This window comes from Rhodococcus sp. NPDC059968 (assembly GCF_042738615.1).
Taxonomy (GTDB): Bacteria; Actinomycetota; Actinomycetes; order Mycobacteriales; family Mycobacteriaceae; genus Rhodococcus_F.
On sequence record NZ_JBHWUE010000011.1, the window covers coordinates 142,120 to 155,463 of the forward strand.

At 68.7% G+C, this 13,344-nt stretch carries 10 protein-coding genes; 1 reads left to right on the top strand and 9 read right to left on the bottom strand.

The window, feature by feature from the left end:
- Nucleotides 1–99: 99 nt before the first annotated feature.
- From ACFWAY_RS13220 to pruA, 9 genes are all read right to left on the bottom strand, one after another.
- Entirely contained in the window at nucleotides 100–1,029 is a 930-nt protein-coding gene (locus tag ACFWAY_RS13220; RefSeq protein ID WP_378510901.1) for an HAD family hydrolase, read from the bottom strand.
- 13 nt (nucleotides 1,030–1,042) lie between these two features.
- Nucleotides 1,043–3,403, bottom strand: a complete 2,361-nt coding sequence (locus ACFWAY_RS13225; RefSeq protein WP_378451563.1) for an arylsulfatase — start codon at nucleotides 3,401–3,403, stop codon at nucleotides 1,043–1,045.
- 109 nt (nucleotides 3,404–3,512) lie between these two features.
- Nucleotides 3,513–5,159: a substrate-binding and VWA domain-containing protein gene (locus ACFWAY_RS13230; RefSeq protein WP_378510902.1), complete on the bottom strand. Its 1,647-nt coding sequence runs from the start codon at nucleotides 5,157–5,159 to the stop codon at nucleotides 3,513–3,515.
- A gap of 122 nt (nucleotides 5,160–5,281) precedes the next feature.
- Nucleotides 5,282–6,520 (bottom strand): PucR family transcriptional regulator, encoded by a 1,239-nt coding sequence (locus tag ACFWAY_RS13235; protein WP_378510903.1) that lies wholly within the window; start codon nucleotides 6,518–6,520, stop codon nucleotides 5,282–5,284.
- Nucleotides 6,521–6,649: 129 nt separating this feature from the next.
- Nucleotides 6,650–7,690, bottom strand: a complete 1,041-nt coding sequence (locus ACFWAY_RS13240) for an NADP-dependent oxidoreductase (RefSeq protein ID WP_378510904.1) — start codon at nucleotides 7,688–7,690, stop codon at nucleotides 6,650–6,652.
- Between the two features lie 52 nt (nucleotides 7,691–7,742).
- Entirely contained in the window at nucleotides 7,743–9,143 is a 1,401-nt protein-coding gene (locus ACFWAY_RS13245; RefSeq protein WP_378510905.1) for an acyl-CoA synthetase, read from the bottom strand.
- A gap of 12 nt (nucleotides 9,144–9,155) precedes the next feature.
- Nucleotides 9,156–9,830: a rhomboid family intramembrane serine protease gene (locus tag ACFWAY_RS13250; RefSeq protein ID WP_378510906.1), complete on the bottom strand. Its 675-nt coding sequence runs from the start codon at nucleotides 9,828–9,830 to the stop codon at nucleotides 9,156–9,158.
- A 55-nt stretch (nucleotides 9,831–9,885) separates the two neighbouring features.
- Nucleotides 9,886–10,863, bottom strand: a complete 978-nt coding sequence (locus tag ACFWAY_RS13255; protein WP_378510907.1) for a proline dehydrogenase family protein — start codon at nucleotides 10,861–10,863, stop codon at nucleotides 9,886–9,888.
- Complete coding sequence (pruA, locus tag ACFWAY_RS13260) at nucleotides 10,860–12,500, bottom strand: L-glutamate gamma-semialdehyde dehydrogenase (RefSeq protein ID WP_378510908.1); 1,641 nt, start codon at nucleotides 12,498–12,500, stop codon at nucleotides 10,860–10,862. Before pruA ends, ACFWAY_RS13255 begins: the two co-directional genes overlap by 4 nt.
- Before the next feature lie 156 nt (nucleotides 12,501–12,656).
- Between pruA and ACFWAY_RS13265 the strand changes: the two genes are divergently transcribed.
- The gene (locus ACFWAY_RS13265; RefSeq protein ID WP_378510909.1) at nucleotides 12,657–13,253 is read left to right on the top strand and encodes a hypothetical protein; all 597 of its coding nucleotides are present in this window, start codon (nucleotides 12,657–12,659) and stop codon (nucleotides 13,251–13,253) included.
- Nucleotides 13,254–13,344 lie beyond the last annotated feature (91 nt).

A 13,344-nucleotide genomic window follows, 5' to 3' on the forward strand; every position in this document is an offset into this window, starting at 1 on the left:
CTGTTCGGGAGGGTGTTCGCAGTCGAGGCCCGGCCGTTCCATGCATCACGCTAGGCGTCGATTCCCCGATCCGCGGCGAACCCACGAGGATTCCTCCGACTACTCGAGAAGCGGCGGGAACACCGTTGTCCAGTCGTTTTCGATGCTGACCACGGTCCAGTCGTGGGTTCCGGCCAGTTCGAGTGCCCGCTCGGCGCCCGCGACGTAGTCGAACTCGCGGACGCCGTCGTCGTGGCGCAGCAGCAACCGCAGCGACGGCCGGCCCGGTGCCTCCGAGAATTGCAGCATCGGGATGTCCCCGTTGCTGTTTCCCGCCGCCAGCAGGGGCCGCCTGCCGACCCGGTTCCAGATCTGCACCGGCTTCTCGGGCCCGTCGTCTAGGACGTCCGCCTCGGCTCTGCGGACGATCGCGCCGCTGCGCCCGTCGTGCTTCCAGACCAGTGACACCCCGCTGCCGATGACCCGTTGCCGCGGAATGCCGTACACGTCGTGACTGATCGGCCGCATGAAATCGCGGCCACCGCCGGACACGATGTAGTTGCGGAACCCGTTGACGGCCAGGTAGTCGAGGAGCTCCACCATCGGTACGTAACTGCACGCCAGGTAGTTCCTGTCGAGGGTGGGATGCCGGGCGGTGCGCAGGAACTGGTCCGCCCGGATCTCGAACTCCTCGACGGTCACGTCGGCGAACCCGGTCAGCACACCAGCGGCGAGTTCTTTCACACCGCTGTCGTCGCCGTCGTAGTGCCGCGTGATGACGTCGTTCAACCAGCCGTAATCCTGTGTGTAGGCGGCCTGCCAGGGCTGACGGGTGCGCAGATCCGGATCGTGCTCGGCCATGACGACGAGACGGCGCAGGATGAAGTCGAGCTGAATGGGCATCGGCTTCTCACACCACAGTGTGCCGTCGTTGTCGAAGACCGCGATCCGATCCTCGACGGGGACGTCCTCCGCCGTCACCTGCCCGACGAATCCCAGGATGGCCGCCCTGCCGGCACCCTCACGCCAGCTCGGAAGGGGTTCCGTCATGGCGCTTCCGTTCTCACTCGCGAGAAAGCATGGCCGCGGCTTCGCGTTCGAGATCGACGAACGGTTCGCCGCTGACGTCGATCGCGACCCGGTTCAACGTGCCACCGGTGAAGGCCCACGGCGACGAACCCGGATAGTCGTCGGTGACGGGTTCGCCGCTGTCGCGGCCGGCATTGAGGCCCTCGCCGCCTCCGATGCTGAATTTGCCGGGCTGCGTTCGGATTCGGCCCTCGCCGACCTTGCGGTCGCCGTAGTACAGGCTCAGCACCCCGTGGGCGGTACCGGGCGGGTCCTCCCCGTCCTTGTCGAACGACGCAGCCAGGATGAGGTTCTCCCCGGACGGCAGGTCCTCGGTCGCGTCGATCGTCTGCTGATCACTGCCGAGGAAGTTGTACACGTAGTGCAGCCGATTGTCCTTGACGTACAGCGAGTGGCCACCGAACCTGCCGCCGTGGGAGAACAGCACCCCCGAGGCACCGGGTTCGGGGAGGTCGACGAGCGCCCCGATCGAGTAGGAGCGGTTGCGGAGGTTGACCGCCACCGCCTCGGGTACCTCCGCGCCGCCGGGTCGGTAGACGTAGCGATTGCGTGGGGGCGCGAGTTGCGGACGTGGGGTGGTGAGGAGTTCGACGGGCGAGCGGTCGTCGAGCGGCAGCGCCTGGTTCGCGCCGGCCTCGTGGAACCACAGTCCGACGAGTTCGGCGAGTCTGCCGGGTTCCTCGGCGGCGAGGTCGTGGAGTTCAGAGCGATCCACCTGGGTGTGGTAGAGCTCCCAGGCGTCCTCCGGGAAGTGGCTCCACCCGCTCAGCGTCGGGTGGGTGGTGACGGCCTTCCAGCCGTCGTGCCAGATGCCCCGCCCGCCGAGCATCGAATAGAACTGGGTGTGCTTGGCGGTGGGGATGTTTCCGGCGTCGAAGCTGTAGCGCATGCTCACGCCCTGGATCGGGTGCTGGGTGTATCCCTTGACCGTATCGGGAAGTTCGACACCGAGGCAGTCGAGCAGAGTCGGGACGATGTCGATGGCGTGGTGGTACTGGTCGCGGGTCTCGCCGCGGGCCTCGATCCCGGCGGGCCACGACAAGATGCACGGATCGCTGGTGCCGCCGTTGAACGAGTAGCGTTTCCACATCTTGAACGGGGTGTTGAAGGCCATCGCCCACCCGTTCGGGTAGTGGTTGTAGGTCTCGGTGCCGCCGAGCTGGTCCAGCTTGGCCAGATTCTCGGCGAGATCGTCCGGCACGCTGTTGGCGATCTTGTTCTCGTTGACCGAACCGTTGGGTCCGCCCTCGCCGCTGGCGCCGTTGTCGGAGACCACCACGATGATGGTGTTCTCGAGCTGCTCGATCTCCTCGAGGTAGGCCAGCAGTCGGCCGATCTGGTCGTCGCAGTGCGAGAGGAAACCGGCGTACACCTCGGCCATGCGCGCGAAGAGCCGCTTTTCGTCGTCGGAGAGGGTGTCCCAGGGCCGGGTGAAGTCCAGCGGTGGGAACGGCTGACCGTCGGGTCCGGTGCGGGAGTCGGGGGTGCCGATCGGGTTGAGCGGCGGCAGCTCGGTGTCCGGAGGTACGAGGCCCATCTCCTTCTGCCGGGCCAGGGTCCGCTCGCGCATCGCCTCGTAGCCGTCGTCGAATCTGCCGCGATAGCGGTCGGCCCACTCACGCGGCGCGTGGTGCGGGGCATGCGCGCAGCCGGGTGCGTAGTACAGAAATACCGGCCGGTCCGGTGCGATCGCCTTGACGTCGCCGAGGTAGTCGAGCGCGTGGTCGGTGATGTCGACGCTGAAGTGGTAGCCCTGCTCCGGGGTGGCGGGCTGCTCGACGGGATGGTTGTCGTGCACCAGATCCGGATACCACTGGTTCGTCTCCGCCCCGAGGAAGCCGTAGAAGCGCTCGAAGCCGCGGCCGACCGGCCAGTTCCGTTTCGTCGACGCCAGGTTCATCTCGTCCTCGGCGCACAGGTGCCACTTCCCGACCATCGCGGTGCTGAAGCCCTGCTCGACCAGGATCTCGGCGAGGGTGGCGCACTCGGGAGGGATGTGCCCGTTCCCACCGGGGAACCCGACAGCACACTCACTGATGCACGCCATCCCGTTGGTGGTGTGGTTACGCCCCGTCAGCAGGCAGGATCGCGTGGGGGAACACAGGGCGGTGGTGTGCCACTGGCCGTACCGCAGCCCGTTCGCGGCGATCCGGTCGATGTTCGGAGTCTCGATCGGCCCGCCGTAGCAGCCCATCGCTCCGAAACCGACGTCGTCGAGCACGATGTAGAGGACGTTCGGCGAACCGGGCGGCGCCTTCGGCTGCTCGTATGGACCCCAATCCGGGATCGAGTCACGAATATCGAGATTGACGACACCTCTGAACGGCTTGGCCATGACGAGCTCCTCGAATGGGTCCGACTCCCCCTTTCACCAAAGCACTACCGCCCGATGGATTGCTAGGGGTGCGGCCCCAAAAGTCCGACTGCGCCGGAACGGAATTCCGCTAGCTGCGACCGCGGGCGGCCAGCGCGTTGACGAACACGTTGGCGATGTCGGCGGGATCCTTCGCGACGTAGCTCGACCCTCCGGTCACCCGCGAGATCTCGGCGAGCGTGGCCGCATCGGCGTCGTCGGTGATGCCGATCGTCACGATGATGACGGGCCGGGCCGGATCCGTCTCACGCTGCAGGATGCTCAGGAGCTGTTCCTTCGTGATGGAGTCCGGATCCTCGTTGGCGCCGTCGGTCAGGATGATCACACTGTTCACGGCGCGCGGGTCGTACGTCTCCTGCACCGACCGGAACGCGGCGAGCGTCGTGTCGTACAGGCCGGTGCCGCCGCCGATCAGCCCGTCGACCCTCCCCGCCTGCTGCGCCATCAGCTGGCGCTGCGTGAGGCCGTCGACCACCGTGTCGTAGCGGCGGATCGGGACCATCTCCTTGTAGTCTTGCGGTCCCCCACCGAGCCCCTGCGAGAACGCCCACAACCCGGCTGACACGCTGTCGGGGAACATCGCGTTGCCGGCGAGCGCCGCATCGACCGTGAGGTCCATGCGCGACCGGTTGCCTGCGGGTGTCTCCATCGACCCCGACACGTCGATCGCGACGAGCGTGCGGATGGGCAACGCCATCAACGCCCATCCGCCGAGGGCGTCCTGTAGCGCCGACTCGTCCTCGAGCGCGAGCTTGGTGATCCGGCCGACGCCGCGGCCGTCGGCCGGCGGACTCCCGTCGGGTCCGCGGAATCCGTTCTCCGCGAGTACCGCACGGGCCTCCTCACCGCCCAGAACAGCGGCGACGGCACGTGCCACCTGGGTGGCCTTGTAGTGCCGGTCGGGGGCCGGCGAGGTGACGACGAGCGGGAAGTTCATGAAGTTGCTGCCCGTCGGGGGGACCGTCGCGGTGAGCGTGCGCGCGCCGTCACCGTCGGAGAAATCGAGCACGGACTGTTCGGTGGCCACGGCGACGCCACCGTTGTCGACGACTCCCTGCAGCATCTCCTCGCCGATGGGCTCGTCCGCGGTGCGTGCACTCTCCTCCTGTGCGAGCGGGACCAGCGCCGCCCGCACGGTCCCCGCGGATACGGGGTCGGCCTCGCCCTCGGCGAGTGCCGCGTTGATCGGAGCCTGCGCGGCCCCGGTCACGAGGGGGTTGCCCAGCTGGATGTCCTTGATCTGGAGGGCGGCGAGCCACGTCGGCGACGTGGGGGCGTCCTCCTCGCGGGACGCCAGGACGACGGGCGAGGATGCAATCGATCCCGTCATCACCTCTACCGGACCGGCCGCGGTGAGCGCCGCCTTGCCCACCCAGGCGCCGGTGTCGGGGATCCAGAGGTCCGGCGCGTCGGTTCCCTTGCCGAGTCGTCCCGCGATGTCGCCGGACGTCGCGCCGCTGACGGCGACGTTCGCGCAGCCGAGGTCGGTGTCCTTCGCTTCGCCGAGAATGCTGCTCAGGACCGCCGCGATGCTCGGGTCGGCGGCGAGGGTGTAGTCGGTGACCTGATCGCAGTCGTCGGCCCAGGAGCGCACCGCCTGAACGACGACGACCACGGAGGCCACGAGCCCGATCACGACAGCGGCGCACACCGCGTAGAACCCGGGCGAGCGACCACTTCGCTCCTGCCCCGCGCTGGAATGACGCCCTCCGGCCATCGCCTGCCCCCTAACAGTTCGGTCACGAGACGACCACCGACACATCCGGACCGAATATGATCCGGCCCACATCGTAACGAACGGTGCAGCGTACGACGCTGCGTCAGTGGCGGGCGCCCGGGTCAGCGATCGGGTTGCGCGACCTCGAGCCTGCGGGCCACGAGCGCGGCCTGGATCTGCCGCAGTCCGGACGGGCGGGTCGGATCGCAGCCGGTCAGCTGCGCCACCCGCTTGAGCCGGTAGTCCACCGTATTGGTGTGAAGGTGCATCTGCTTCGCGGTGCGCTGCCGATTGAGATCGTGGCCGATGTGCACCTCGAGCGTCTCGATCAGTTCGGGTGAGCCCTGCAACGGTTCGAGAAGCCGCGCCAGGTGGGTCCTGCCCGGCCCGGGCCGGGTGAGCTGGTATTCGAGCGCCAGATCGTCCATCTCGTAGAGGCCCGGTTCCAGGGCCAGCTGATGGGCGAGCTCGAGGAGTTCGTGGACCTGGTCGGCGGCCGCGGGGATGCCGGCGGTGCGGACCCGGGTTGCCGTGGCGGTCAGGGGAACTCCGGCGGCGGCTCCGATGCGGTCGAGCAGGGACACCATCCAGGCCCGCTCGGGCGAGCCCGGCAGCAACAGTGTTCCGCCGTCCGGGCTCAGCGAACAGAGGGCGGCACCACCCGCGGCGTCCGCCAGCTCGATCTGCAACCGGCGGAGCTTCTGCCGGGCGACGACGGCTTTGCGCCGGTGGGTCACGGCCTCGGTGGGATGCGACGGAATGGACAGCCCCAGCACCACGTACTCGTCGGCCAGCTCCACACCCGCGTGCCGCGCGGCGGTCGCCGCCTTTCTGCCGCTGAGCAGCGCCGTGACGAGATTGACCGCGGCACCGTCGCGTTCGCTGTTGACGGCTTCAAGTTCCTCCACGTAGCTGGTCGTGGCGGCGACAGTCACGCATTCGAGCAGGGTGAACATCACCTTCTGGATGACCAGGAGTTCGGGCAGGTCTTCCTCGCGGGCGTTCGAGGCGACGAGGTCGCCGGCCTCCTGGATGCCTTCGTGGAGGATGCGGAGCACGAGCTTCAACGGGAACCCCTCGCGGGCCCAGCGCGCGGAGCTGTTGCGAACTTCCGCGAGGTCCTCGTCCGTCGGGCTGATGCCTTCGTCGAGCATCTGGATGCCGAGACCGAGGCAGACGATCGTGAAATCCATGACGTCGCTCTGCAGTTGTTCGCCGGGAAGCGAACCGCAGGGGGTCACGTTGTCGGCGAAATGGCGGACGAGTTTCTGCGCGACCGTCAGCGTGTCGCGCAGCGGGGCGGAGGCGGGCCTGCCGTCGACGAGGATCTGCGAACCCGCCCCCAAATTATGATTCGCCATCGAGCTGATCACTCCCAAATGTGGATGACACCGAACTCCCGCACCATCGACATCACGCAAACATAACGAGGGTCCGCTTGTGTCACCGTTGTATCACGACAGCGTCCTGTCCAGGGCGAATACGGCCCGTCAGTTCTCCTCGGCGACCCGGACCACCAGCTTGCCGAAGTTGCTTCCCCGGAGCAGACCGATGAACGCGGCAGGCGCATTCTCGAGCCCGTCGACGATGTCCTCGCGGTAGGCGAATCGGCCCTCCCGGATCCACCCGGACACATCGCGCTGGAAGTCCGCGTACATCTCGGAGACGAACTCGCGCTGGATGAATCCGCGGATCGTGAGGCTCTTGACCAGCACCCGGCTGAAGAACCCGGGCAGCCGATCCGGCCCCTCGGGAGCCTCGGTGTCGTTGTACTGCGCGATCAGGCCGCACACGGGAACTCGCGCATACAGGTTGAGCAGCGGCAGTACTGCCGCGGCCACCGCACCGCCGACGTTCTCGAAGTAGACGTCGATGCCGTCGGGGCACGCCGCGCGCAGTTCCTCGGCGAAGTTCGGGGACCGGTGGTCGACGGCGGCGTCGAATCCGAGTTCGTCGAGCAGGTAGCCACACTTCTCCGGGCCGCCCGCGATCCCGACGGCCCGGGCGCCCTTCAGCTTCGCGATCTGCCCCACCGCCGAGCCGACCGGACCGCTGGCCGCCGCGACGACCACCGTCTCGCCTGCCTTGGGTTGCCCGATCTTCAGCAGGCCGGAGTACGCGGTGAAGCCGGGCATGCCGAGAACTCCGACGGCGGTCGACAGCGGCGCGGCGTCGCGGTCGAGTGTGCGGAGCTGGTTGCCGTCGACCACGGCGTGCGACTGCCAGCCCGCGTACCCGAGAACGTAGTCACCGGTGGCGAAATCCGGGTGCCGGGAATCGACCACCTGCCCGACGGTGCCACCGACCATGACCTCGTCGATCTCGACCGGGTCGGCGTAGGACTCCGCGGCACTCATCCGGCCGCGCATGTACGGGTCGAGGGACAGGTAGATGACGCGGATCAGCACCTGACCTTCGGCGGGTTCGGGAAGGTTCACTGCCTCGAGCCGGAAGTTGCCGGCGGTGGGCGCGCCGTCCGGCCGCGAGGCGAGGACGATTCGGGTGCTCTGAACGATGCTCTCGACACTCACTGTGCGCCTGCCAATCCGTGTTGGGCCGGTATCGCCCGCCACCTTACTGATTTCAGAACAGCTGCTGCTTCTGCACCTTGCCCATCGCGTTCCGCGGAAGCGACTCGACCACACGGATCTCGCGGGGCCGCTTGTGCACCGACAATTCGGTGGCCACGTGCTCGATCAGCTCGGTCTCGGAGACGTCGTCCCCCACCACGAAGGCGACGAGCCGCTGGCCGAGGTCCGGGTCGGGAAGGCCGACCACCGCGGCTTCCCGCACACTTGGGTGGCCGAGGAGAGACGTCTCCACCTCCCCCGCCCCGACCCGGAATCCACCCGACTTGATGAGGTCCGTGGATTCGCGGCCGACGATGCGATGGAACCCCTCCGGGTCGATGACGGCGACGTCGCCCGTCTTGAAGAAGCCGTCGTCCGTGAAAGATTCGGCCGTCGCGTCGGGCTTGCCGAGATAACCGTCGAAGAGCATCGGGCCCCGCACCTGCAGTCCGCCGATGGATTCGCCGTCGTGGGGAACGTCGCCGCCGCGCTCGTCGCGCAGCCGGGTCTCGACGCCGCGGACCGGCACACCCACCCACCCCGGGCGACGCTCGCCGTCGGCCCTGGTGCTGAGCGTGAGCATCGTCTCGCTCATGCCGTACCGCTCGATCGGCGCGAGCCCGGTCAGCTCGTGCAGCTTCTCGAACACCGGCACGGGCAGCGGGGCGCTGCCCGACACCAGCAGTCGCGCACCCGACAGCGCACGCGCCGACTCGGGGTCGTCGGCGATGCGACTCCACACCGTGGGGACGCCGAAGTACATCGTTCCGTGTGCCGCGGCGTAGGCCGCCGGGGTGGGCTTGACCGTGTGGACGAGCCTGCTGCCGATACGCAACGGTCCCAGCACACCGAGGATGAGCCCGTGGATGTGGAACAACGGAAGTCCGTGCACCAGTGTGTCGTTGCCGGTCCACTGCCAGGCGTCCACGAGGCCGTCGAGGCCGGCAGCGATGGCCTTCCTGCTGATCAGAACTCCCTTGGGCGGTCCCGTGGTGCCGGAGGTGTAGAGCACGAACGCGATGCCCGACTCGGGCGGTTCCGGGTAGCTGTGCCACGACCGGGCGTGGACGCGGACCGGAACGACGGGCAGGCCCGCAGTGTCCGCGGGCGCCTCACCGAGCCACGCCTGCACACCGGAATCGCGCAGGATGTGCTCGAGTTCGGCGGGGCCGGAATCGGGCGGCACCGGCACCGCGGTCACACCGGCGATGAGGCAGCCCACGACGGCGAGGACGGTGGTCACGGTGGGGGTGGCGAGGATCGCGACCCGATCCGCGCGTGCCACCCGTTCGGCCACGGACGTCGCCGCCCCGAGCACATCACCGCGCGACAGGGTGGTGTCGCCGATCCGGATGGCGTCGGGAATGTCGTCGCCCTGGGCGACGGCCAGAGGATTCAGAGATCGCAGCAGCACATCGACAGCCTCTCACAGGGCCCGGACGCGGTCCGGCGGGTCTCCCGGTGGCGGACTGACGGTGGCCAGTGCCGCACCCAGCAGGGCCCCGGTCAGGACGGCCAGCCCGTGGGCGTCGTCGACCACCACCAGCAGGACCCCGGCGACGACGATGCCGCCGCTCGCGGCGAGGACCCGCCGCTGCTTGGACTGCATCACCACCAACCCCGCGAACGACGCGGCCAGCGCGAGCGTGGCACCCGAGTTGCCCGCGCCGGGCGACGGGAACAGGAACGCGGTGAACAGGCCGAAGATGATCTGGCTCGCCACGAACAGCAGTACGGCCCGCACTCCACCCCAGACCCGGACGGCGAGCGGGGCCACCCAGGCGAGAACGAGCAGGTTCACCACGGTTCCGGCCAGTCCCCCGTCCTGCACCGCGACCGAGGTGACGATCCGCCACCACTGGTGGTCCCGGATCTGGGTGGGGTCACGCTCGAGGGCGTCGAGGACGGCGGGGACGACGATCTGCAGCAGCGACGGCACGGCGATCAGCAGCCACAGCACCACCGCGGTGCGCGGCGGACGGGTGAGCCGGACCTCGCCGATGCGCCCCTCGCCGATCTGCACCGATGCGAGCAGCGAGGCGAGGACGAGAACGACGGCGAAGAGGACCGCGCTGGGCCATCCCGCGCCTGAAGTCGTCACCGCGAAACTCTACAACGACGCACCCGCGCCTTAACCTATCAGCGGCCCGCGCCGGTCAGTCCTTGGTGACCACCGAGCGCAGGAAGAACCGCAGGTTCGAGGGACGCTCGGCCAGTCGCCGCATGAAATACGCGTACCACTGGCTTCCGTACGGAACGTACACCCGAACCTGCTTGTCCTGGTTCGCGAGCCGACGTTGCTCGACATCCCGGATCCCGAACAGCATCTGGTGCTCGTAGGCGTCCGCGGCGCGGCCGGTGCGCCCGACCAGCCGGGCGACCGCGTCGATGACAGCCGGATCGTGCGAGGCCACCATCGGGTACCCGGACCCTTCCATGAGGATCCCCAGGCATCGCAGGTACGACGCGTCGACGGCAGCGCGGTCCTGGAATGCCACAGACTCGGGTTCCCAGTACGCCCCCTTGCAGAGCCGGACCCTCGAACCGGGGCTGGCGAGGGCACGGCAGTCGCCCTCGGTGCGTCGCAGGTACGACTGCACCACCGCACCGAGCCAGGGGTAGTCGGTGCGGAGTTCGCGCACGATCGCCAGCGTCGAATCGGTGGTCGTGTGGTCTTCGGCATCCACGGTCACCCACACCCCGGCCGCCTCCGCGGCGGCGCAGATCGTGCGGGCGTTGTCGGTGGCGATCCTGCGGCCATTGCCGGCGAGCGCCTGTCCGAGCGCCGACAGTTTCATCGACACCTCGAGCCGGCGAACACCCGGAGTTCCTTCCGCCGCTTCCGGTAGCGCACCGAGATCGGCGACGAGCGCCAGATATTCGTCGACCGTCGCCTGGGCTCCCGCGGCGTCACGCGTGTCCTCACCGAGGAAGTCGATCGACACCGACCGGCCCGAATCGAGGATCTCCCGGACGGCCGCGAGCGCCGATTCCCGGTTCTCCCCGGCAACGAAGCGGTCGACGAGTTTCCGTGTGACCGGGGCGCCGGTGACCGCCCGTTTGACGCGGGACGACCGGGCCGCCGCGAGGATCGCCGGGCGCAGCGGATTCGCCAGAACCGTGGGCGCTTTCATTCCGACCCCATGTGCGGATATCGGTAATCGGTGGCCGGGACGAACGTCTCCTTGATGGTGCGGGCCGACACCCACCGCAGCAGGTTGAGCTTGGACCCGGCCTTGTCGTTCGTGCCCGACGCGCGGGCCCCGCCGAACGGCTGCTGCCCGACGACGGCACCGGTCGGCTTGTCGTTGACGTAGAAGTTTCCGGCGGTGAACCGGAGAGCCGACGTTGCCTGCTCGACGGCCTGGCGGTCGTCGGCGATCACCGCACCGGTCAGCGCGTACGGGGCCGCCGAGTCGACCTTGGCGAGCACGTCGGCGAACGCGTTCGAGGCCGAGTCGTCGTACACGTGCACCGTCAGGATCGGACCGAAGTACTCGGTGGTCATCGCCTCGTCGGCCGGGTCGTCCGCGAGGAGCACGGTGGGGCGGACGAAGTAGCCGACGCTGTCGTCGTACTTGCCGCCGACGGCGATCTCGAGGCCGGCGGCGCTGCGGGCCCGTTCGATGGCCGCGACGTTCTTGTCGTACGCGCGCCGGTCGATGAGCGCGCCGCCGAAGTTCTCCAGGTCGGTCACGTCACCGTAGGTGAGGGCGTCGACTTCCGCGGTGAACGTGTCCCGCATCCGCCGCCACAGCGACTTCGGGACGTAGGCACGGGAGGCGGCCGAACACTTCTGGCCCTGGTATTCGAACGCGCCGCGGATCAGCGCCGTCCGCAGCACGTCCTCGTCGGCCGAGGCGTGCGCGACCACGAAGTCCTTGCCGCCGGTCTCTCCCACCAGCCGGGGGTAGCCGGCGTACTTCCCGATGTTCGCGCCCACCTCGCTCCACAGATGCTGGAACGTCCGGGTCGAACCCGTGAAGTGGATGCCCGCGAGGCGGGGATCGCTGAGCAGCACTTCCGAGACCGCCTGCCCGCTGCCGGTGAGCAGATTGATGACACCCGGAGGCATTCCCGCCGCCTCGAGCAGTTTCACAGTCCAGTACGCGGCGACGGTCTGCGTCGACGACGGCTTCCAGATCACCGTGTTGCCCATCAACGCAGGCGCGGTCGGCAGGTTGCCTGCGATCGCGCTGAAGTTGAACGGCGTGATGGCGTAGACGAAGCCCTCGAGCGGACGGTATTCGAGCCGGTTCCACACACCGGGTGAGGAGATCGGCTGATCGGCGAGGATCTGGCGTGCGAAGTGAACGTTGAAGCGCCAGAAGTCGATCAGCTCGCACGGTGCGTCGATCTCCGCCTGCTGGACCGACTTGGACTGGCCGAGCATCGTCGCCGCGGCGAGCGTTTCGCGCCACGGCCCGGACAGCAGGTCGGCGGCGCGCAGGATGACCGCGGCCCGGTCGTCGAACGAGAGCGCCCGCCAGTGGGGCGCCGCGGCCGTGGCCGCCTCGACCGCCGCCGACGCGTCGTCGTGGGTGGCGCTGCGCAGCGTGCCGAGCACGGCGGCGTGCCGATGGGGTTGCACGACGTCCACGCGGTCGCCGTTACCGTGCCGGTGTTTGCCACCGATCACGTGCGGGATGTCGACGGGATTGGTGGCGATGTCGGTGAGTGCCGATTGCACTCGGGAACGTTCGGGACTGCCCGGCGCGTACGTGTGGACCGGCTCGTTGGTGGGCACCGGAACCTGGGTGATGGCGTCCATGCTGCCTGCCTCCTGCCCTCAGATCGTGAGGAACTGTGACCGGGACCGCGGGCGGACGGGGACACCCGTCCGAGCGGAACCCTTGAGCCCAGGTTAGCGCCGGACGGGGGTACTCATCCGGTTTTGACGCGCGGGTCGGCTGGCTACCATCGGCACATGGCCGAACGGAATCGTGTGTCACCCCGATCCGAGATCGTCGCGATTCCACTCCGTGGCCGGTTCATGGGAAACCGGGGCTGCCTGCACCGGGGACACACCGTCGTGCGCAACCATGCAGGCAAGCGGTGGATCATCTGCGTCACCGACTACCCGGCCCGCACCGTCGCCCAGTGGAGCGGGGGCCACTACACGGTCCTGTTCTTCCACGACGAGGCGCTGGCCCTCGCGGCAGGACATCGGCCGTGCGCCCTGTGCCGACGCGAGCGGTACAACGACTTTCGCGTCGCGTGGCAGTCGGCCAACGGGGGTGGGCTGCCCGGCGCGGACGAGATGGACGCCCGGCTGCACGGTGAGCGGCTGGTCGGTTCCCACCAGCGCACGCACGAGGCCGCGTGGTCGTCGTTGCCCGACGGCGCGTTCGCGCTGTTCGACGGCGGACCCGCGGTCGTGCTGGGCGGCACCGTCGTCCCGTGGTCGGCCGAGGGATACGGGGCTCCGGCGAACCGGCCGGCCGGCACCGCCACCGTCCTGACACCGCCGTCCACCGTCGCCGTCCTCGCAGCCGGCTACCGTCCGGACGTCGCGTACCTCTAATCCGAAAATGAGGTGACGTGCCTGCGGTGCCGGCACGTGTGTTGTCCCGGCGGAACGTAGCGGAGCCGGGAAGGTCGTGGTGGTGTTGTTG

Bases quoted from the DNA above. Each gene is read 5' to 3' on its own strand.
- ACFWAY_RS13220 (WP_378510901.1), bottom strand. From the start codon at position 1,029: ATGACGGAACCCCTTCCGAGCTGGCGTGAGGGTGCCGGCAGGGCGGCC.
- ACFWAY_RS13225 (WP_378451563.1), bottom strand. From the start codon at position 3,403: ATGGCCAAGCCGTTCAGAGGTGTCGTCAATCTCGATATTCGTGACTCG.
- ACFWAY_RS13230 (WP_378510902.1), bottom strand. From the start codon at position 5,159: ATGGCCGGAGGGCGTCATTCCAGCGCGGGGCAGGAGCGAAGTGGTCGC.
- ACFWAY_RS13235 (WP_378510903.1), bottom strand. From the start codon at position 6,520: ATGGCGAATCATAATTTGGGGGCGGGTTCGCAGATCCTCGTCGACGGC.
- ACFWAY_RS13255 (WP_378510907.1), bottom strand. From the start codon at position 10,863: ATGAAAGCGCCCACGGTTCTGGCGAATCCGCTGCGCCCGGCGATCCTC.
- pruA (WP_378510908.1), bottom strand. From the start codon at position 12,500: ATGGACGCCATCACCCAGGTTCCGGTGCCCACCAACGAGCCGGTCCAC.
- ACFWAY_RS13265 (WP_378510909.1), top strand. From the start codon at position 12,657: ATGGCCGAACGGAATCGTGTGTCACCCCGATCCGAGATCGTCGCGATT.